Below are 20,390 nucleotides of genomic sequence, written 5' to 3' on the forward strand. Positions count from 1 at the left end.
TTTTATTTTTTTGAGTTTAAATCAATTTGATTTTCTATATTATTTATTTCTATCTCTTCATCAAAACTTTTAAATTTAATCCAAGCTAAAACATAATAAATACAACTTATAATCAAAAGTACAATTCCTACAAAAACTAAAATTGAAATAATTGTTAAGATAAAAATACTTTCATTTCCATTTAATCCTAAAATCAAAACTATACCTGCATCTACAACAAAAACTAAAATACCTATAAAACCTGTGTAAAAAGCTTTGATAAAATATTTTTGATGAGTTACTCTTGCGATTTCATAAAACATATTCTTAGCAAATATGTAAGAAACTGCTAAAGAAATAATCCACAATAAAATTTCTACAACTATAATAGTGCCTTGTTCATGAACGCCATACAGTAAAATACCCACAATGATACCACCAAAAAAACCGATACCTACCATACTAAAAAAATTAATAAATAACTTCTTAGCGCCAGCATGAACTTTGAGTTTATATAAAACAATGATATATAAAATCCAACTAACTATACTCAATAACGGTATTAAACCGCCTAACGCACCAAAAATCAAACTCGCAAAAGCAAAAATTTTCACATTTCTAGCGATTTTTTGTCGATCTTCCATAAATTTTCCTTGTAAAAAAATAATTTAAGCTTTTTATTATATATAAATCATTTTAAATCTAGTTTATCTTATAGTTTTTAAGATGCCAACAAATAACTCTTTAGCTTTTTCTTGATTTTGTTTTAATTCCTCTAAAATTTCTTCCACTTCACGCAAAGATTTTTCTTCTTTAACATTTGGATTTTTAGCGCTTAGATCATAATTTCTATTTTTGAGTTCTTCAAGGCTAACAAGATAAGAATTAGCCGTGATTTTTCTATCTTTATAACATTTTAAAAACTCATCAAAATGCGTGTATTCTAAAGGTTTATTTTTTGTCAGTTTATAAGGAGGAATCAATTCATAATAATACACATCTTTAGTTTTTTCATCTATGATACTTCTTAAACCTTTGGAAAAAAACAATACATTAGTCTTAACCGCACTATAAGGCAAAAATACCCCGCTTGGCAAACTCAAAACACATTCTAAATTAAAATCATCAAGTAAATCCCTCTTAACACTCACAAAAGCATTTGAATTCTGAAAAAGCACGCCTTCAGGCACGACAATAGCACATCTTCCGTTGTTTTTTAAAGATTTTAAAATGTGCTGTAAAAATAAAAGTTCAGTAGCGTTTGACTTTACAGGAAAATTTTCTTGAATTTGTTCTTTTTCTTTGCCTCCAAAAGGCGGATTTGCTAAGATCACTTCATATTTTTCATCTTCGCTTATATCTGTAATTTTTTTGCTAAGCGTGTTTGTTTTGATGATATTTGGACTTGAAATTTCATGAAGTATCATATTCATAACACCCATTGCATAACTAAGCGGAGTTTTTTCCTTACCAAAAAGCGCATCATTTTTTAAAAATTCAAGCTCTTCTACGCTCAAATTCGCCTTTTCTCTCTTAGCTCTATCTTTGTATAAAATATGAAAAAAGCTCTCCACCAAAAAACCACAACTTCCACAAGATGGATCGTAAATTCTTTCCTTAGCCTTAGGATTTATCACCTCAACCATAGTTTTTATTAGAGGACGTGGAGTGTAAAATTCTCCACTATTTCCCCCATCACTTCCCATATCTTTTAAAAGCTTTTCATAAATTTCTCCTAAAGCAAAAACATCACTTTCTTTGTTAAAGCTCAACTCATCGATGATATTTATAACTTCTCTTAAGGTGTGTCCATTGGCGATGCGATTGTCTATAAATTCAAATATACCGCCTATTTTGTATTCTATGCTTTTAAAATTTTCATTGTTTTTAAAATTTTTAAGATAAACAAAAAGTTCTTTATTGACAAAATCAAGCAAATCTGATCCGCTCAAAGCATTTTTTACATCAAGTTTGCCATCTTTTTTTGGCGCTGCCCAAACCTGCCATCTGAATTTCTCATCTAAGATGCTTTGATAAGATTTGTCATTTAACATCGCCTCGATTTTTAATTCTTCTTCATAATCATCTAAAAATTTCAAAAAAAGTATCCAGCTAATCTGCTCGGTATAATGCATAGCACCACTTATACCATCATCGCGTCTTAAAATATCGGTGATTCGATCGATCTTATTTTGCATTTTTATCCTTTAAAAAAATATGTTAAAAAAATCAAAAATTTTTAACATATCTAGCTAATGTGTTAAAATTTTTCAAAAATTTTAACATTTACAATCTTCCTTCAAAGGCTTTTTTCAGTAGTGATTTTTTAAGTTCTTCATAGTCTTTGATTTGAGTTTTGTAATTTTCTTTCAAAGCCTTGATATTTAAAGAAAGCTCATCTAAATACGAAGCGATTTGCTCTTGCTCTTTTAGTGGTGGTAGTGGGATTTTAAATTCTTTGATTTTTGTCTTACTTACTTCTTTATAAGTTGTACCTTGTGCTAACAATTCTATTTCTTTGGTAAAATGTTTTAATGCAAAATATAAAAATTCATAATACAATACACTTTCATCACAAATAAAATTCTTATAACCTTGATTTGTTGCGGTTTCTACTTTCGCGATGCTTATCTCTCCAATTGAAGCACGAGATGAGAAAATAACAGAATTTATAGGCAATAAAGTTGCATTGCTACAATCTAAGCCTTTTTGTGTAATTTTCTTTTTTGTTCGATATAAATATTTTTCTTTTGTATCTACAAGGGTTGCCCAATAATAGTTTTTTTCCAAGGGGGACAAGGGGGCTTTAATTGCGAAGTCGCTCCCCTTATCCCCCTTAAAATCCCCCAAACCCCCGACAACGCTTTTTTCACATTGTGTTTCATCTGTTTGATTTGAATACCAAAAAATAGGATTTTTTGTATCTGGAGTTCCGCCGCCTAAAATTTGGCAAATCTCACCTAGGCTTTTCCATTCCCAACCCTGCGGGAGTTGATAATTTTCCTTAGCATTGTCTTTTAAAGGATTGAAAGCCTTTTGTAAAGCACTTTGCATCAATTCATCTAAATTGAGCAAATCTTGCTCTAAAATTTTTATACTCTCATCGATCTTTGCAAAACTCTCATCTAAAATCCCCACTATCCTTTCTTGCTCTTTGAGTGGCGGTATAGGAATTTGTTCTTTTTTATAATCTCTAAAATAAATGTGCGGTATAGCTGTACCTAAAACATACTTTGAAAAATCAATATTATTGAGAAAATAAAACAAATACTTAAGATTGATATTTTCAAAAGTTTCTAAATAATTTAAAGTTCCTATAACTGAAGTATTTTTTGGCAATATAAAAATTCTTCCTACCCCTGCCCCATCTTTAACTATGCCCAAACATTCTTTATCTTTATGATAAAAATCCACATAGCCGACAATCCCACTAGCACCAAAAACAGGATATCGTCCATTTTTATCTTTAATATCTTTTAATGCTAAATTTGAACTTGAATTTTTACAAACTTCTTCAAGTGTTTTAATTTCCCAATTTTTCAACATAACCTATTTAAAACGAGTATTTAAAATATTCTTTTTTGACTCTTCATCAATATCTTTTCCAAAAAAAGCATATAAATTTTGGCTTTTTTCCATATCTCCACATATTTTAATTAGGTTCGAATTTTTTAATTTTTGCTTAAACATTCCAATCATTTTTAAAAATTGCTCTCTTGCTATTTGGCTAAATTCCAACTTTCTATTTATCTCATCTTCTAAAATTGATTGTATGGCTAATTTCATTTGATTTTCTGTAAAATTTTTTATTAACAATAAATAAATTTCACAAGCTTCCCATGAAACTCCAAATCGATTGCCTAAAAATACATTAATCATAGTTAAAACATACTCATATTCTATATTTTTTGGAATATCAAATTTTTTACCAACCAAATTCTCTATTTTTTTAGCATAATATGGCTCTTTATAAAAATTATCATATGCATTGTGCGCATTGATAAGATTTTCCAACTCTTTTTTTAACTCTACAATTTTATGTTCTTTACATAAATAAGACATTCCATCATCAACATTTTTTAATAACTCTTTTCCCTTAGCGCTTCTATTATTGTCACCATTTGCAGAATATTCTGCAATTTTAATACCAATTTTATACTTTGTTTCATCTTTTAAATTGTTCCATATATATGGATATAAAGCATCTATATTATCAATAACAAAATTAGCAGTATTTTCATCAGTGTAAATACCAAATAAACCTAATGCTAAAGCATTAATTTTTTTATCGGATTGATTTTCTATAAATGCTCCAATTTCTATAATCTCTAATTCAGATAAAGAGTTTTTTTTAATATTTCCTAGAAATTTTTTCACTTTTATTGCTATTTCTGACTCTTTAGAACAAATTACTTCATCTATACAAGTTTGCAAATGCGATAGCATATCATAAGCATTCAAAGCATTGTTATTTGGGTGTGCTGCACTCATTTCATTTCGCATCTCTCTAATATAATTTAATTTTTTATAACCAGTCTCACTCAACAAATCAATTTCTTTGGCACCTTTTAATAAATCAAAGTCTGTTAATTTACTTAAATCTTCATCTGATTTAATTTGTCGTTTATTATTCTCATTTAAAGAAGATTGCTCTAAAAAATAAGAGATATCATATTGTATTATTTTATTTCTGATATTTAGTATAGTTTCATTCCATAAATAATTTAACGCAGCATCAAATAAACCAACAGAAATGGAAGCCATAAATTTTGAAATATAGTTTGCTTGTTGTAATTTATGTTTCTCAATGCGAGATAAAATATTTTCAAGATTAACTATAACTGTTATTCTGTCATTATAATTTTGAAATACATCTGCTGGTATACCTAATTTTTGAACCATTTCATTAAACGAACCAGAATATTTTTCAAGTTGTTTATTATGAACCTCAATTATTGTATTTTTTGCCATAAAATATCCTTTTATTTTTTATTAAATAATTAAACCATACTATCTTAAATAAATCTCCCTTTGCAAGTCATCAAAACTTTGCTTTAAATTTTCTAAACTTCCAAATTCATTGGCCAATTCTCTAACACTACCCAAAGAACTAAGCTCTATAAGTGGTTTTAAACCCTCATCAAAATCTTTTATGCCGTATTCTTGATATCGATTCAGTAAAAATTCTATAAATTTTATAGCCTTTTCTCTTTGAAAACGTTTTAAGAATTCGCTATTTTCTACTTGCAAAACACGTTCTTGCCTTGTTTTGATCTCGCTATTAAAACTTAAATGCGCCAAAACATCATATATATCACAATCTTTCTTTTCAAAAATTTCACTCAAATCTTTTAAAGCATCCTCATCCACTCCATCTTTTGCAAGAGCTTTTAAAAAATTCTCTCTATTGCTTTGAACACTCCAAATTTCACGCAATTTTTTCTCATCATCATAATACTCACCCAGCTTGCCTATCAAAAATTCCAAAAATTCCTTAGTGCGAAGTGGCTTACCCTCTAATCCCACATAACTTGTCACGATATCTAAAACTTTAAGTTTTGTACCTACAAGATGCACAGTTACTCTTTTTTTCTCTTTGCTTTCTTCTTTTGTTTTCTTTATCTCTTTGGTGACTTTTCTTTCTTTTTCTTGCTCTTTTTCTTTGATTTCTTCTATTTTTTCACCATCCCATTTTGGATCGTAAAAAAGCTTAGTAGCGCCAACAAAATCAAGTATGGTAAAAAAGTCTTTACCTTCATACACTCTAGTTCCACGCCCAATAATTTGCTTAAATTCCACCATAGAACCTATATTTGCTAGTAAAACGATATTGCGGACATTTTTAGCATCCACGCCCGTTGTAAGCATTTTAGAACTTGTAAGTATAACGGGAAAGCTTTTATCATTGTCTTGAAACTGCTTTAGATAATCAATCCCTATTTTACCTTCATCGCTCGTTACCCTTACACAATAATCATCTTCTTTAACGCTTTTGTATTTATCTATAGCTCTTTTTACCTCACTCGCATGGGTTTGATTGACACAAAAAACGATAGTTTTATCCATAGGATTTATAAGCTCTAAAATTTTCTTAGCGATAAAATCATTATATCTTGGTAAAAATATATTTCTTTCAAATTCACTTTGCTTGTAAAAACCTTTTTCAAGATCCCCTTGTATCAAATCATTAGGATTATAAACATAACCATCACTCAAGCTTGTTTTGATGAGTTTGACTTTATAAGGTGTTAAAAAGCCATCTTCAATACCACTTTTAAGACTATAATCATAAACACTTTCGCCAAAATATTCATAAGTATCTATATTTTCTTCTTTTTTTGGGGTAGCGGTTAAACCGATTTGAGTCGCGTAAGAAAAATACTCAAGCACCGCTCTCCAACTTCCCTCTTCATTGGCTCCGCCTCTATGACATTCATCTATAATGATAAGATCAAAAAAATCTTTTGGATATTGAAGATAAAATTTACTCTCTTGTTGTTCTTCGGTATTTTCTTGTTCTTTTGAATTTGAAGCTAAACTTTGATAAATTCCAAAAAAGACATTAGCATTTGTTATGATTTTTCCACCATTTTTCTTTATCTCTTCAGCGCTAATTGCCTTGCAATCACCCTCTATAGGATTAAATTCCCCCAAAGCTTGATCTCTTAAGGTAATCCTATCGCATAAAAATAATATTTTAGGTTTTTGATCTTTATTTTCTTTATTCCATTTTGCTTCCAATAAACAATAACATAAAGCAAAAGCTATAGTTGTTTTTCCTGTACCCGTAGCAAGAGTAAGTAAAATTCTATCTTTATCATTTATAATTGCTTCTATGACTTTATCAACCGCTATTTTTTGATAATACCTTAACTCTTTTTCTGGCATATACATCGGTTTTTGCGTTAAAAGTTTGTATTGCCACTCTTTAAGATTGCCATGAATTCGATCAAAAAGCTCTTTTGGAGTTGGAAATTTATCTATGTATTCTCCTTTAGAGCTTCTCATATCGTATTCATAAATTTTTTCTCCATTGGTGCTATATACAAAAAATACATTTAAATTTTTTGCATATTCTATGCCTTGAGATAATCCATCTAAGGCATCTTTACTAAGTTTTTTAGCTTCGATTACGGCAAGATTTTTTCCTTCATATGTGAGCAAATAATCCACAAATTTTCTTTCGCCTCTTTTACCACCTAAAAGCTTTCTACCTGTTGTAAAATAATAATTTCTGCGAATATCAGCTTCACTCCAAGAACTACTATAAAGCTTAGTATCTATAAATTTTACTCTAGTATCATCTTCTGAAAGAAATTTCATCACAATCCCCAAAAAGCTAAAAAATCACTCTAAAACTATACCTTCATTGATCACAATTTCACCGATGATAAAAGCATCACTTGCCTCTAAAACCTTGCTTACATTTGATGGATCAACCACCATCACTAAACCAACACCCATGTTAAAACTTCTATACATTTCATTTTCTTCAACCGCTTCGCCTATGGTATAGAAAATTTCAGGGGTTTTAAGATGATGTTTTCGGATGATTGCTCCCATTCCACGCGGTAAAACACGCGGTAAATTTTCAACCAAGCCCCCACCGGTAATATGTGCTAAAGCATTGATAAAAGGTTTTAAAGTAAGAAAATCACGCACATAAATTCTTGTAGGCTCTAATAAAACATCGATTAAATTTTTTCCTTCTACTTTATCATCAAACTTCATCTTTAAACTTTCAAAAAGCACTTTTCTAGCTAAAGAATAGCCATTAGAATGAAGTCCAGAACTTGGAAGTGCCAATAAAATATCACCATTTTTTACAAATTTGCTTCGATCGATTTCATCTTCTTCAGCCATGCCTACAGCAAAACCAGCAAGATCAAAATCATCTTTTGCATACATTCCAGGCATTTCAGCAGTTTCACCGCCGATTAAAGCACAATTTGCCAACTTACAACCCTTAGCGATCCCTTCAACAACAACTTTTGCAACATCCACTTCTAATTTAGCCGTAGCATAATAATCCAAAAAGAATAAAGGCGTAGCAAAATTACAAATAAGATCATTCACACACATCGCAACCAAATCTTGCCCTATGGTGTCGTATTTTTTTGCGTCTATAGCTAAGCGAAGTTTAGTCCCAACTCCATCTGTAGCACTTAACATCACAGGCTTTTTAAAGCCACTTGGCATTCTAAAAGCACCTGAAAAAGATCCTATGCCACCGATAACATTTTCATTAAAAGTTTCTTTTACAAGTGGCTTTATAGCTTCAACAAAAGCATTACCGTTATCTATACTTACTCCAGCATCTTCGTATGAAATTTTCATTAATTTTCCTTTAAGAAATAAAAAGTTATTTTAACGAAAAAAGTTTTAATAAGGCATAAGATGAAGAATGCTTTTTTTGTAACCGCTTCAATCGCTTGCGGCAAAAGCACTTTTATACAAATTGCAAATTCTATGGGATTTCAAAGCATCAGCGCAGATGAAATCGCTCATGAAATTTTAGATCAACACTCTTTAGAACTTGCACAAATGTTTTCAAAATTCAATACAAAAAATCAAAAATTATTAAAAGAGAACAAAAAAATCGATAGAAAAATTCTTGGTAGTATCATTTTTAACGATCAGGAAGCAAAAAAAATATTAGAAGATTTTACCCACTCAAAAATCAGAATGCAAATTTTAGAGCAAATGCAAATTTTAGAAAAACAAAATAAACCCTATTTCGTTGAAATTCCACTTTTTTTTGAAAGCAAAGCTTATGAGAATTTAGGCAAAGTGATCTTGATATATTCTCCTAAAGAATTAAGCCTAGAAAGACTTATGAAAAGGGATAATTTAAATTTAAAAGCTGCCAAAGAAAGGCTTTATTCTCAAATGGATATCGAAGAAAAACTTAAAAAAGCGGATTTGATTATAAAAAATACTGGCTCTTATGCCGATTTTGAAAAAGAATGTATACTGACGATTAAAAAAATCTCCAAAGGAATAATTTGAAATTTTATAAATATTGTGCTAATGGCAATGATTTTATCATTACAAATGCTGATAAAAAAGAAAATAGAAGTGAATTAGCTAAAGAAATTTGCGATCGCTATAAAGGCATAGGTGCAGATGGTTTTATCGTGATCTTGCCTCATGAAAAATACGATTTTGAATGGGAATTTTATAACAATGATGGCTCTTATGCAAGTATGTGTGGCAATGGCTCAAGGGCTGCGGCACATTTTGCACATCATATCAATAAAACACCATCAAAAATGACTTTTTTAACTGGAGCAGGTGTGATCAAGGCCGAAGTTGAAAATGATTTGGTAGAAATTTCATTTGGACAAGTTAAAAATATAAAAAGCCCGTTTGAAGAATTTGGAAAAACTTGGCAAATTTGCGATACTGGAGTGCCACATTTAGTACATTTTTGTAAAAATTTAGATGAATTTGATATCATACTTTGTGAAAAAATGAGAAAAAAGTATGATGCAAATGTCAATTTTGCAAAAATCATAAATGAAAATTCCTTAAAGGTACGAACCTTTGAACGCGGTGTCGAAAATGAAACTTTAGCTTGTGGAACAGGAATGGGAGCTTGTTTTTATCTTGCATTTTTAGAGCAAAAAATTCAAGATAAAGCTAGCGTATTTCCAAAAAGCGGAGAAAAAGTTGATTTTAGATTAGAACATGAAGAATTGTTTTTTAAAGGAAAGGTAAGATACTGTTTTGAGGCGAATTATAATTTTTCTTAGTCTTTTTTTGAGTCAAATTTTTGCTACATCAAATTTAGAAGATGGCTTTGGGGAAGATTATTATAACTTAAGCATAGAAGAAAAAAGGCAAGTTTTTTTTGTTAAAATGAATGCGATGTTTGATGAAAGTTTTAAAGAAATCGCTAAAGAGCAAGATTTCATCGATGCATTTTTTAAATACGAATTTCAAAATGGCTTTAGATTGGCCAATCAACAAGCTTTTGCCAAACTTTTAGAACTCAAAGAAAAATATCGAGTGCAAAATCTTTTTGATTATTACGAGTATAAAAAAAGAATCGCTCCTATCCCAAAATCTATGGGCATAGCACAAGCTTTAGTTGAAAGCGCAACCGGCACTAGTCGTTTTGCAAAAGAAGCAAACAATCTTTTTGGGGAATGGACTTGGGGTGATAAAGGCTTGATTCCCGATCTAAGACATCCTAATAAAAAGCATAAAATTAAAATTTTTGATTCTTTACAAGATAGTGTTAATTCTTACGTTTTAAATTTAAACAGACATTTTGCTTACGCTAATTTTAGAGAAGCAAGGTATCAAGATATGAAAGAAGGCAAACTTATAAAAGGCTTTGAAGCTATAAGAACCTTACACGCTTATTCAGAACGTAAAGATTTTTATATCGATATCGTAACAAAGGTCATGGATAAATATCATCTTGAAAAATACGATAATCTTAATTCTAAGCCAAGCTTAGATCTTTTTAAAAATTAAAAACCGAGTGCAAATTTATCAAAAGGCAAAATTTCAAATTTAACCCCTTGCTCTAAAAAACTATCTTCACTCGAAAGGGTGATAAATATCACATTATAAATTCCTAATTCTAAAGCCTTAGAAACGATTTTTCTTGCACGAATTTTAATCAAATCAATATCCAAAGTCGGACTAGAAATATAAGCGATTTTTAACTCTTTGCTAAAAAAATGAAAATATTTATTGTAAAAAAAATCTTCTTGAAATTTAAAAAGCTCATTTAAAATCACATTTTCAAATAAATGTGCAAAATCCTTATAAATGCAAAGATTATTCCTTAAACCAAAATCTCTAAAATAAATCTTTTGAAGTTTTTTTTCACCATGCATAATAGGATAAATAATATAACGATTTTCAAGCTCTTTTATGGCATGATAAACACTGTCTTTTGAAGTTTTTATCTTTGTTTTAAGCTCTAAAAATAACTTAGAAATGCTGATTTGTTGCCCTAAATTTTTGGCTAAATATTTTAAAATTTCAAGCTCTAAAAAGTTAAAACTTTGCTTTAAAAGATCATTTTTTTGGCTCAATTCACTGCGTCCAGTTTGCAAAAAAAGCCCTACTAAGTGATTAATGGGTAGATTTTTTTTATTGATACTTATGAATTCTTCAAAATCAAAATAATCAAGCCAAAGTTCTTTAAAATCTTTAAAATGCAAATCCTTTTTATCTGTGCTTACTATAATAGGAATTTTGATATCTTGCAAATCCAAAGTAAAATCAAGATCATAAAGACAAAGAATTTTGATTTGATGATGATTTTGCAAAAAAACTCCAAGTTGTTTTAAACTCTCTTTTTCAAAACGTATATCGCTTAAATTTAAAAATAAAATTTCTTCGGGTTTAAATTGGGATAGATAATTAAAAATTAAGGTTTTTTTGCCTGATTTTTTAGGGCCTTTAAGGATGATATTGGCTTGTGAAATTTGCACTTTTCTTTCATAGTCTATTTCAAATTTGGGTGCATTTTCATAGAAAAAATTCAATATTTTCATTTTTTTCCTTTTAAAAAGGATATTATAATAATTTTTTCTTCATAAAAGTTTTAAAACTTTATAAATCATCATAGGACAAAGTCTTGGATGATGCAATCTTGTTCCTAAATTTAAGATGATCTCATTTCCCTTCTTAGAGTACAAGGCTTGGACAAAATTAAAATGATGCCAGCAAATTTGCTCCTTAGGCAAATGATGGGTATAAAAATGATAAGAATTATTTTTTATATGTAAGCTGTTATTTTTTATATTTTTAGAAAGCCCAGGAGCTTGAAAGGTATAAATTCTATCTACAGCAAATCCTAAACGCGCCATAAAAATTTGTGCTAAATATCCGCCTAAAGAATGTCCTACTAGAGTGATTTTTTTAAATTGAAATTTTGATTTGAGTTTTTTATAAAAGGAGCAAAGGGATAAATATTGTGCTTTGGGGATTTTGTGATTTAAAATTAAAAAATCACTCCAAATATCTCCAAGATCAAATTTAATCGGCCTTAAATCACTCCCAGCAATGGCTAAAATAAATTCTTGAGTGTTTCTATCTTGAAACAAACTCGCTCTAAAACCGCCTTTAGATTCTAAGAAATTTTCATTAATATGAGCGAGTAAAACGAAATTTTTTATAAAATAAAATGCTATAAAAGGATCAAATTTTCCTATGGCTATACCATTTTTATAAGAAAAATTTGTTAAAACCCTAAAGAATTCTTTTTGACTAACTTTAACAAAGATATCTTTTAAATCTAAATTCAAATAAGCAGCATGAGAAAGCAAAGAATAATGATACATTTGGATCAAATATTCTTTATTTTCTTGAAATTTAGAGTGTAATTTTTCTTTGGAATTTAATTCTTGAAGAGTTAAAGATTTTTTAGATGATAAATTTAAAAAAGTATCAAAATCATAAAGGGGTAAAAACCCCTTTTTAATTACATTTTGCAAGTGTTTTGTAAAGTGGAGCTAAGCATCCAAAGACTTTTTTCATATTTTGCAATATTTTCCTGTGCAAATGCGGCTGTAGTTGTATCTCCTTCTTTTTCTGAAGCCTCATTTAACTTTTTAAATTCAGCCAAAAGATACTCATAATCTTGTTTGATTAACTCGATCACTTCAGTTGGTGTAAAGCAATCTTTACCCACTTTAGGACTTTTTGCATTTTCCATTAAAACTTTTTGGCAAGTGATCGCTTTTTCACCAAGTTGCAAAACCCTTTCAGCACAATCATCAAAAAGCTCTGCCATTTCTTCATAAGCCTTTTCTGTGTATTCATGGATTGAAAAAAATTGCAAACCTTTTACATTCCAATGATAATTATGGAATTTAATCCATAAGTGATGAGCGTCCGCTTGCATTTGTAATAATTGTTTAACTACTGACATTTTAAACTCCTTTTTTAATTTTTGAAAATTATAACATAAAATTCTTAAATAATAATTATTATTAGTTAAAAATTTATATCATATAATTTATCTAATAACTATTATACTCTTTTTATTTAAAAAATGGTTAGGATTTTAAAATATTTTTTAAAATCAATTTCCCCACTTCAACACCAGGCTGATTGTAGGTATTAATACCTAGCATTATGCCACAAGCTGAGGTAAAAAGCTCATAATAATACATCAAATAACCCGCATGCCAAGCATCAAGTTTTTCCATTTCTATAACATCTACGCTTAAATTTTCAGAAATCAAAGCATGCATTGTCGCATCACATTGTGCGTTTAAAAGATCGTGTAAATTGACTTTATTACTCAAAGAATCTAAAAATTTAAAATGAATATCAGGAATTATAGGCGATTTTTCATTGTCTTTTACTTTTAAAAAAGTGATGGTTTTATTTTTTGGGCCATCCATGATTAATTGCAAGAAACTATGCTGATCCCTTGCACCTATTAAAGCAATGGGCGTAAGTCCTATGCGTTTATAACCTTGCTTTTTTCCAAGACTTTCTGCGATTAATTGAATATACCACTCATTAAAACCCTTAAAAACATCATCATAAGAAAAAAGTACATTGATATTTGCATTTTTATGCGTACAATAATGATAAGCCTTTTGTAAAATTTCCTCTTTTTTATGGATAAAAAAATCATCAAAACAAGCCTTAGCACCTTCTAAAAGAGCTTTTACATCATAGCCACAAAAACAAAGTGGTACAATACCAACAGCTGAAAGAACACTAAAGCGTCCTCCAACATTTGAAGGAATAAAAAAACTTTTAATGCCTAAATTTTCACCTTCTTGATGCAATTTAGAATTCTCATCTGTAATAAAAACAAAATATTTTTTTAAATTAGAAATTTCAATCTTAAAATAATCAATGATCAATTTAAAAAGCGAAACAACCTCTATAGTGCTACCTGTTTTACTCGTGATTAAAAATAAACTTTCTTCTAAATTGAGTTTTTCTAATACAGAAAATAAAGAATAAGTACTTGTATTATCAAGGATAAAAAGCTCTTTATCCTTGCTTTTTTGATTTAAAAGCATATCTTTTAAAGCCTTAACCCCACAACTTGATCCGCCCATTCCAATCAAAACAATATTTCTAACATGATCTTGTTTTTTGATAAATTCTAAACTTTCTTCAATGAGTGGCAAACTCGTATTAAAAAGATGATAATACCCTATTTCACCGCTTTGAACCTCATCATTGATGCGATAGGCATAAGAAGTAATGGTAGAAAATTCTACTTTTTTAAAAAAAATCGAATTTTTTAGCATTTGCTCTTCTCATAAAAATAATTTGTCGCCTCGACAAAACCTTCAACACTACCGCAATCAAAACGCCTTCCCTCAAATTTATAAGCCAAAACCATACCATTAGTTGCTTGCGTTAAAAGTGCATCGGTAAGTTGAATTTCTCCATTTTTACCCGCATTTGTATTTTCTAAAATTCCAAAAATATCCGGAGTTAAAATATATCTTCCAATGATAGCTAAATTACTCGGAGCCTCATCAGGATCAGGCTTTTCTATCATAGAATTTACCATGATCAAATTCTCCTCTACTGTATTTCCAGCGATCACTCCATAATTACAAACTTGTTCTTTTGGTACCTCCATAACCGCTATAACAGTACAACGATATTTTTCATAAATCTTAACCATTTGTGCCATTACATTCAAGCCGTTTTCATTCACGCATAAATCATCAGCTAAAATAACCCCAAACGCTTCATCTCCTGCTAAAGGCTTTCCTTTAAGCACAGCATCGCCTAAACCACGCATTTCATTTTGACGTGTAAAAGTAAAGGTACATTGATCGATTAAAGATCGTATGTCTTTAAGTAAGTATTCTTTTTTTGTCCCAGAAATTTGATGTTCTAATTCATAAGAAATATCAAAATAATCCTCTAAAGCTCTCTTACCTCTTCCTGTGACAAAGCCCATATTATCCATTCCAGCTTCTAAAGCCTCATCAACTCCATAATGGATTAAAGGTTTAGTAAGTATAGGCAACATTTCTTTAGGCAGACTTTTTGTAGCAGGTAAAAATCTAGTCCCATAACCAGCCGCAGGAAAAATACAAGTTTGAAGCATAATAATCCTTTATTTTTAAACTAAAATCAATAACGATTTTCTATTAACATTTTTTAAATTAAAATTGAATTTTAATCTTAAAAAGCGATTTTACAAAAATTATGTTAATCTAAAAAATAAATAGCATCTTGATTAAACGTAAGAATAATTTCATCGTATAAATTTAAACCGCTTTGGCTAAATTGATCTTGATTTAAGCCAAATTCTAAAATTTTATCTTGAGTTTTAATACGTACAAAAACAAAATCTTTTCTAGTTCTTAAAGCTATAACTAAACATTTATCAATTATAAAATCAAAAGCATGATCTAAATTATCTTTTTCTTTTGCAAAAGAAATTTTATAAGGATTTATGGCTATTTTACTTGAATTTTTTTTCATATAAGGACTAAAATCCATAAAACGATCAAAATAAATTCCTTTATTTTCAAGATCAAAAACATTAGTATTTTCAAATTCCAAAATTTCACCAGAATGCAAATAATATCTTTTTTGCGCTAAAGAATCTAAAAAAACTTTATCATGACTTGCAATTAAAAAGCCGCTATTGTAAGTTTTTTGCATAAATAAAATTGCTTTTTTAAACAAAATGGCTGTTTTTTGATCTAAAAAAGCGCTAGGCTCATCCAATAAATAATACTTCGCACGAACACTCAAAGCCAAAGCAAAGGCAAGTTTTTGACTTTGTCCTGAAGAAAGTTCATTAGGATGTTTTTTAAGTAAGCTTTTATCAATCTCAAGCAAATTAAAAGTTTCATCGATACGATTTTGACTTTCTTTTAAATCGATTTTATAAGTTTTTAAAAGAAATAAAAAATTTTTTTCAATACTGCGATTGAGAAATATAGGCTCTGGAAAAAGAAGATAAATTTGACGCTTTTCATCTGAATTTAAATGCGTTTTTCCAAAATAAGAAATATTTTCAAAATCCTCTTCAAGAAATTTAAGTATTCTTAAAAGCGTGGATTTTCCACTCCCATTTAAACCCATTAAAATACTGATTTTGCTAGTATCTAAAACTAATTTTTTAATATTTAAAATATTTTTTTGATCATAGCTAAAGCTAAAATTATTAAGCTCTATCACTCAACGCCTTTTAAATTTATAAATGATGCAATTTAAAACAAAAGCAATTGAGATTAAAACCAAAGCAAGGGCAATGCCACTGGCAAATTCGCCTTTATTGGTTTCTAAAGAAATTGCCGTTGTAATCGTTCTTGTATCGTATTTGATATTTCCGCCAACTATCATAGCCACACCCACTTCAGCTACAATACGCCCATAAACTAAAGCTATGACACTGATAAGAGAAAACCTTAACTCATGGATGATAATCATGATAAGCTTTATAGAATTTAAATGAAACGATTTAATAAGCAATAATTGCTTTTTACTGATATTTTCAACTAAATTCGCAAAAAGAGCTATTGCTATAGGCAAGGCGAGTATAAATTGGCCTAAAATTAAAGCTTTTATAGTAAAAAGTAAGCCAAGCTCCCCCAAAGGCCCACGATTTGAGATCAAAGCGTATAAAATCAAACCCACAGCCACGGTTGGAAAAGAAAGGCTTGTATCGATCATAAGCCTTAAAAAACGTTTAAATTTAAAATTAAAAAATCCCAAAACAAAACCCAAAGGAAAGCCCGCTACTAAAGCTAAAACTACAGATATACTAGAACTTAACATGGTTGTTTTTATAGCTGAAATCACACTATCATCAGCGTTTAATAACAATAATAAAGCTTGTTTAAAACCGTCAAAAATATATTCCAAATTCACAAGTCCAAAAAAATAAATTAAGAAATTTTAGCATAATTTATGTTAAAATCTTTCTACATTATATTTTGTAAAATTTTTTAAAGGAAAAAGATGAAAAAAACGATATTTCTAGGATTGTTTTTGGCTTTAAACATTCAAGCAGCAGAATTAAGAATGGCAACCACAACAAGCACCGACAATACAGGCTTACTCGATGGCTTACAACCTCTTTATAAGCAAGAAACAGGCAATACTTTAAAATGGGTTGCTGTTGGTACAGGCGCGGCCTTGAAAATGGGTGAAGATTGTAATGCAGATGTGCTTTTTGTGCATTCTCCAACAGCTGAAAAGGAATTCATCAAAAAAGGTTATGGAATTGATAGAACCCCTGTAATGTATAATGATTTTGTCATTATTGCGGATAAATCTTTAGCGCCAAAATTTAAGGGTAAAAATTTAGAAGAGAGTTTAAAACTTATAAGGGATGAAAAATTAACCTTTATTTCAAGAGGAGACAAATCAGGCACCGATAATAAAGAAAAAAGCTTGTGGAAAAGCATAGGCAAAGTTCCAGAAAAAGAAAGTTGGTATCAACAAAGCGGACAAGGAATGCTCGCAAGTATTAAAATCGCTGAAGAGAAAAAAGGGGTGATTTTAACCGATCGTGGTACTTATATCAAGTATGAATTTAATGAAAAAGGAAAACCGAATTTGATCATCGTTAATGAAGGTGATGATAGATTGAAAAATTTTTATTCTGTAATCGCAGTAAATCCAAAACATTGTAAAAATGTTAATTACACTGAAGCAAAAAAATTCATCAATTGGCTTACAAGTGACGATACTTTAAGTTTTATTGGCGGATTTAAACTGCTTTATAAACCTTTATTTAAAGTAGATGCTAAAACAAGAAAAGAATAAAGCAGGAAATTTCCTGCTTATTTAAAAACCTTTTTCAAATGTACTTCATAATCACTTAGGTATTTTTCAACTTGTGGATTTTTTATGACATCATTGCATATAAAAGTTTCTAAGGCTTTCATGCCTAAAAATTCATGAGCTTTGTGTAAGTGCCAATACACCATATCCACGCCCTTGCCCTCAAAAAATTCATTTTGATCATTAAAAGCTTCAATAGGCGCATTCCAAGTTAAACTAAACATATATTTTTTATCTTTAACCAAACCACCTTTTCCATAATTTTTTGTAGGATTTTCATGACTTCTTCCATCGTTAGCATAAAGTTTGCCATGTCCTGCAGTAAAAACTTCATCGATGTATTTTTTAACAATCCAAGGCTCACCCATCCACCAAGCTGGCATTTGATAAATAATAACATCAGATTTTAAAAATTTTTCCAATTCTTCTTGTGCATTATAACCTTTATCAATGTGTGTTTGTAAAATTTCAAATCCCAAATCACTTAAAATTTTAGCAGCATGATTGTGCAAAGTAAGATTAAGTTTGCCATTTGAATGTCCAAACTCCTTCGCTCCATTGAGTAATAATATTGTCTTCATCTTCACTCCTTTAATCAATTTTTGTGCTAAAATTATATTTTAACTATAAACAATAGTCAATACGAAAAATAAAGTAAGATACTATACTAAAGGAGTGCGTTTGATGATAAAAGATGAAAATTGCAATTTCAATGAATGTGGCTTTAATTATACCCTATCCCTTATTGAAGGTAAATACAAAATGAGTATTTTATACTGCCTTTTTCGCAATCAAGTGATAAGATATAATGAATTAAAAAGAATTTTAAAACCAATCTCTTTTAAAACACTCACCAACACTTTAAGGAGTTTAGAAAATGATAAACTCATCATACGCAAAGAATATCCTCAAATTCCTCCTAAAGTAGAATACAGCTTATCTAAACGCGGACAAAGTCTCATTCCTATCTTAGAAGCCATGTGCGAATGGGGCGAAAATCACAAAAAAGGATAAATTATGATAGAACTTATCGGCGATATTAATTTACAAAATTACATGGGTGAATGGCTTGAAATCGCTAGAAAGCCTAATTTTTTTCAAAAAGCCTGTCAAAGCTCAAAAGCCAAATACACATTAAAATACAAAGGTGAAACTCCTTATATAGAAATAGAAAATTTTTGCCAAAAAGAAAATGAAATTTCAAGCATCAAAGGTAAAGCAAAGCTAAATGCTAATCGAAAATTAGCTGTAAGCTTTAATTTTTTTATGAATCTTTTTAATAAAACCAATTATGAAATTATTTTCATCGATACAGAATATCAAGTGGCTATTGTCGGAAGTCCTGATAAAAAATATCTATGGATTTTAGCAAGAAAAAAATTAGATGAAAAAACCTTGCAAGAACTTTTAAAAATAGCCAAAGAAAGAAATTTTGATATCAGCGATCTGATTTTTGATCGCTGATTATTCTTTTGTCATATCGATTACATAACGGAATTTTGCTTTTCCAGAAGTTAAATTTTCATAAGCTTTATCGATTTCTTGCGGAGTGATTAGCTCGGTTTCTGGATAAATTTTATTTTTAAGTGAAAAATCAAGCATTTCTTGAGTTTCAGCTATTCCACCTATTAAAGATCCATAAACCCTTTTGCCTGCTTTATGGATTAAGGTATTGATTTGAATTCCTATTTTATGCTCAACCGGTGGAAGTCCTACTATAGCTAATTCTCCTCCAAATTTAAGCAAATCAAGATAAACAGAAGGATCATAAGGTGTTGGAATAGTTGAAATGATCAAGTCAAAACGCTCTTTAACCGCATCTTTATCCGTACTCGTATAAAAAGAACTTACACCCATTGCTAAAGCGTCGCTTTTTTTATTTTCATTTCTCGCAAAAACACTCACTTTTGCACCCATTTTAATCGCATATTTTACCGCCATCATTCCAAGTCCGCCAAAACCTGCTATAGCCACCAAAGAACCTTCTTTGATTTTTGAAAATTTCAAAGGAGAATAAGTTGTAATACCCGCACAAAGCAAAGGCGCAACCTTTTCAAGAGGTGCATCTTTAGGAACACAAACTGCAAATTTTTCACTCACGACTATATTGTTAGAATATCCACCATAAGTGATTTCATTATTATGAAAAATATCTTTACTGTTATAGGTATAAATTGTTTTTCCATTTTCGCAAAATTGCTCTTGAGAGCGTTTGCAAGCTTCACATTCTCCACAAGAATTGACCATACAACCTACACCCGCATAATCACCTACTTTAAATTTAGTCACATTTTTACCTACAGCAATAACCTCTCCAGCGATTTCATGGCCAGGAACACAAGGATAAATAGTCGCTCCCCACTCACTTTTTGCAGTATGCACATCACTATGACAAATTCCTGCGTATAAAATTTTTATCAAAATATCATTATCGCCTATAGCGTGACGAGAAAATTCAAAAGGGGTAAATTTCGCATCTTTGCCAAGCATGGCATAGCCCTTGCTATAAATTCTTCCATTGTCTAAAATTTTATAATCGATCATTATTTCATCTCCTTTTTATAAAGATTTGGTTGTTTTTATTTTATCAAAAAAATATCAAACGATAAATAACAAAAAATAAGTAAATTTTTTAATAATTTTTGATAGAA

21 protein-coding genes are annotated in these 20,390 nt (G+C 29.8%); 6 read left to right on the forward strand and 15 right to left on the reverse strand.

Translation table 11 applies throughout. The features are described 5' to 3' along the window. Nucleotides 1-2: 2 nt before the first annotated feature. The 6 genes from H2279_RS01640 to purM all read right to left on the reverse strand — a co-directional run bounded on the left by H2279_RS01640 (nucleotide 3) and on the right by purM (nucleotide 8,316). Nucleotides 3-623 (reverse strand): hypothetical protein, encoded by a 621-nt coding sequence (locus H2279_RS01640; protein WP_337195380.1) that lies wholly within the window; start codon nucleotides 621-623, stop codon nucleotides 3-5. A gap of 63 nt (nucleotides 624-686) precedes the next feature. After that, nucleotides 687-2,177: a type I restriction-modification system subunit M gene (locus H2279_RS01645; RefSeq protein WP_337195381.1), complete on the reverse strand. Its 1,491-nt coding sequence runs from the start codon at nucleotides 2,175-2,177 to the stop codon at nucleotides 687-689. 88 nt (nucleotides 2,178-2,265) lie between these two features. Continuing rightward, nucleotides 2,266-3,522, reverse strand: a complete 1,257-nt coding sequence (locus H2279_RS01650; protein WP_337195382.1) for a restriction endonuclease subunit S — start codon at nucleotides 3,520-3,522, stop codon at nucleotides 2,266-2,268. Between the two features lie 6 nt (nucleotides 3,523-3,528). Continuing rightward, on the reverse strand, nucleotides 3,529-4,950 hold the full coding sequence (locus H2279_RS01655; RefSeq protein ID WP_337195383.1) for a hypothetical protein: 1,422 nt from the start codon (nucleotides 4,948-4,950) through the stop codon (nucleotides 3,529-3,531). 39 nt (nucleotides 4,951-4,989) lie between these two features. Next, nucleotides 4,990-7,302, reverse strand: coding sequence for an EcoAI/FtnUII family type I restriction enzme subunit R (gene hsdR / locus H2279_RS01660; protein ID WP_337195384.1), 2,313 nt, complete (start codon nucleotides 7,300-7,302; stop codon nucleotides 4,990-4,992). A 24-nt stretch (nucleotides 7,303-7,326) separates the two neighbouring features. Next, entirely contained in the window at nucleotides 7,327-8,316 is a 990-nt protein-coding gene (gene purM, locus H2279_RS01665; RefSeq protein WP_337195385.1) for a phosphoribosylformylglycinamidine cyclo-ligase, read from the reverse strand. Between the two features lie 60 nt (nucleotides 8,317-8,376). On the opposite strand from purM, the gene coaE reads away from it, so the two are divergent. The 3 genes from coaE to H2279_RS01680 are packed head-to-tail and all read left to right on the forward strand — an operon-like array spanning nucleotide 8,377 to nucleotide 10,464. Then, nucleotides 8,377-8,988 (forward strand): dephospho-CoA kinase, encoded by a 612-nt coding sequence (gene coaE, locus H2279_RS01670; RefSeq protein WP_337195386.1) that lies wholly within the window; start codon nucleotides 8,377-8,379, stop codon nucleotides 8,986-8,988. Continuing rightward, complete coding sequence (gene dapF / locus H2279_RS01675; protein ID WP_137623078.1) at nucleotides 8,985-9,734, forward strand: diaminopimelate epimerase; 750 nt, start codon at nucleotides 8,985-8,987, stop codon at nucleotides 9,732-9,734. Before coaE ends, dapF begins: the two co-directional genes overlap by 4 nt. Further along, nucleotides 9,709-10,464, forward strand: a complete 756-nt coding sequence (locus H2279_RS01680) for a glucosaminidase domain-containing protein (protein WP_137623079.1) — start codon at nucleotides 9,709-9,711, stop codon at nucleotides 10,462-10,464. The genes dapF and H2279_RS01680 overlap by 26 nt, the downstream gene beginning before the upstream one ends. On the opposite strand, the gene H2279_RS01685 is transcribed toward H2279_RS01680, so the two are convergent. The 7 genes from H2279_RS01685 to tupB all read right to left on the reverse strand — a co-directional run bounded on the left by H2279_RS01685 (nucleotide 10,461) and on the right by tupB (nucleotide 16,815). Continuing rightward, nucleotides 10,461-11,498 carry an ATP-binding protein gene (locus H2279_RS01685; RefSeq protein WP_337195387.1) on the reverse strand — a complete coding sequence of 346 codons (1,038 nt, stop codon included), beginning with the start codon at nucleotides 11,496-11,498 and terminating at the stop codon, nucleotides 10,461-10,463. The two genes, H2279_RS01680 and H2279_RS01685, sit on opposite strands and share 4 nt — an antisense overlap. A 39-nt stretch (nucleotides 11,499-11,537) precedes the next feature. Beyond that, a complete protein-coding gene (locus H2279_RS01690; protein ID WP_337195388.1) occupies nucleotides 11,538-12,440 on the reverse strand; it encodes a lipase family protein in 903 nt (300 codons plus the stop codon). Continuing rightward, nucleotides 12,428-12,877, reverse strand: a complete 450-nt coding sequence (locus H2279_RS01695) for a Dps family protein (protein WP_137623081.1) — start codon at nucleotides 12,875-12,877, stop codon at nucleotides 12,428-12,430. Before H2279_RS01695 ends, H2279_RS01690 begins: the two co-directional genes overlap by 13 nt. Before the next feature lie 127 nt (nucleotides 12,878-13,004). Then, on the reverse strand, nucleotides 13,005-14,225 hold the full coding sequence (locus H2279_RS01700; protein WP_337195389.1) for a glucose-6-phosphate isomerase: 1,221 nt from the start codon (nucleotides 14,223-14,225) through the stop codon (nucleotides 13,005-13,007). Continuing rightward, nucleotides 14,219-15,043, reverse strand: coding sequence for a UTP--glucose-1-phosphate uridylyltransferase GalU (gene galU, locus H2279_RS01705; protein WP_137623083.1), 825 nt, complete (start codon nucleotides 15,041-15,043; stop codon nucleotides 14,219-14,221). The genes H2279_RS01700 and galU overlap by 7 nt, the downstream gene beginning before the upstream one ends. Before the next feature lie 104 nt (nucleotides 15,044-15,147). Continuing rightward, nucleotides 15,148-16,128 carry a tungstate ABC transporter ATP-binding protein TupC gene (gene tupC, locus H2279_RS01710; protein ID WP_337195390.1) on the reverse strand — a complete coding sequence of 327 codons (981 nt, stop codon included), beginning with the start codon at nucleotides 16,126-16,128 and terminating at the stop codon, nucleotides 15,148-15,150. Continuing rightward, complete coding sequence (gene tupB, locus H2279_RS01715) at nucleotides 16,129-16,815, reverse strand: tungstate ABC transporter permease TupB (RefSeq protein WP_337195391.1); 687 nt, start codon at nucleotides 16,813-16,815, stop codon at nucleotides 16,129-16,131. A gap of 96 nt (nucleotides 16,816-16,911) precedes the next feature. Between tupB and tupA the strand changes: the two genes are divergently transcribed. Next, entirely contained in the window at nucleotides 16,912-17,721 is an 810-nt protein-coding gene (gene tupA, locus H2279_RS01720) for a tungstate ABC transporter substrate-binding protein TupA (RefSeq protein ID WP_137623086.1), read from the forward strand. Nucleotides 17,722-17,738: 17 nt separating this feature from the next. Here tupA and H2279_RS01725 read toward each other — a convergent pair whose 3' ends face one another. Next, complete coding sequence (locus tag H2279_RS01725) at nucleotides 17,739-18,320, reverse strand: NAD(P)H-dependent oxidoreductase (protein WP_337195392.1); 582 nt, start codon at nucleotides 18,318-18,320, stop codon at nucleotides 17,739-17,741. 103 nt (nucleotides 18,321-18,423) lie between these two features. Here H2279_RS01725 and rrpA point away from each other — a divergent pair, with 103 nt between their 5' ends. Together rrpA and H2279_RS01735 are read left to right on the forward strand one after the other, a co-directional pair. Continuing rightward, nucleotides 18,424-18,753: a MarR family transcription factor RrpA gene (rrpA, locus tag H2279_RS01730; RefSeq protein WP_137623088.1), complete on the forward strand. Its 330-nt coding sequence runs from the start codon at nucleotides 18,424-18,426 to the stop codon at nucleotides 18,751-18,753. A gap of 3 nt (nucleotides 18,754-18,756) precedes the next feature. Continuing rightward, entirely contained in the window at nucleotides 18,757-19,203 is a 447-nt protein-coding gene (locus H2279_RS01735; RefSeq protein WP_137623089.1) for a lipocalin family protein, read from the forward strand. Here the strand turns inward: H2279_RS01735 and H2279_RS01740 are convergent, their stop codons facing one another. After that, nucleotides 19,204-20,280: an NAD(P)-dependent alcohol dehydrogenase gene (locus H2279_RS01740; protein ID WP_337195409.1), complete on the reverse strand. Its 1,077-nt coding sequence runs from the start codon at nucleotides 20,278-20,280 to the stop codon at nucleotides 19,204-19,206. It abuts the gene before it with no gap. Nucleotides 20,281-20,390 lie beyond the last annotated feature (110 nt).

This window comes from Campylobacter sp. B0100352/1 (assembly GCF_020135855.1).
Taxonomy (GTDB): domain Bacteria; phylum Campylobacterota; class Campylobacteria; order Campylobacterales; family Campylobacteraceae; genus Campylobacter_D; species Campylobacter_D taeniopygiae.

What these genes read in the sequence shown, in the direction of transcription:
- H2279_RS01640 (WP_337195380.1), bottom strand. Translation starts at nt 623, where the DNA reads ATGGAAGATCGACAAAAAATCGCTAGAAATGTGAAAATTTTTGCTTTT.
- H2279_RS01645 (WP_337195381.1), bottom strand. Translation starts at nt 2,177, where the DNA reads ATGCAAAATAAGATCGATCGAATCACCGATATTTTAAGACGCGATGAT.
- H2279_RS01655 (WP_337195383.1), bottom strand. Translation starts at nt 4,950, where the DNA reads ATGGCAAAAAATACAATAATTGAGGTTCATAATAAACAACTTGAAAAA.
- hsdR (WP_337195384.1), bottom strand. Translation starts at nt 7,302, where the DNA reads ATGAAATTTCTTTCAGAAGATGATACTAGAGTAAAATTTATAGATACT.
- purM (WP_337195385.1), bottom strand. Translation starts at nt 8,316, where the DNA reads ATGAAAATTTCATACGAAGATGCTGGAGTAAGTATAGATAACGGTAAT.
- coaE (WP_337195386.1), top strand. Translation starts at nt 8,377, where the DNA reads ATGAAGAATGCTTTTTTTGTAACCGCTTCAATCGCTTGCGGCAAAAGC.
- H2279_RS01685 (WP_337195387.1), bottom strand. Translation starts at nt 11,498, where the DNA reads ATGAAAATATTGAATTTTTTCTATGAAAATGCACCCAAATTTGAAATA.
- H2279_RS01695 (WP_137623081.1), bottom strand. Translation starts at nt 12,877, where the DNA reads ATGTCAGTAGTTAAACAATTATTACAAATGCAAGCGGACGCTCATCAC.
- H2279_RS01700 (WP_337195389.1), bottom strand. Translation starts at nt 14,225, where the DNA reads ATGCTAAAAAATTCGATTTTTTTTAAAAAAGTAGAATTTTCTACCATT.
- galU (WP_137623083.1), bottom strand. Translation starts at nt 15,043, where the DNA reads ATGCTTCAAACTTGTATTTTTCCTGCGGCTGGTTATGGGACTAGATTT.
- tupA (WP_137623086.1), top strand. Translation starts at nt 16,912, where the DNA reads ATGAAAAAAACGATATTTCTAGGATTGTTTTTGGCTTTAAACATTCAA.
- H2279_RS01725 (WP_337195392.1), bottom strand. Translation starts at nt 18,320, where the DNA reads ATGAAGACAATATTATTACTCAATGGAGCGAAGGAGTTTGGACATTCA.
- rrpA (WP_137623088.1), top strand. Translation starts at nt 18,424, where the DNA reads ATGATAAAAGATGAAAATTGCAATTTCAATGAATGTGGCTTTAATTAT.
- H2279_RS01735 (WP_137623089.1), top strand. Translation starts at nt 18,757, where the DNA reads ATGATAGAACTTATCGGCGATATTAATTTACAAAATTACATGGGTGAA.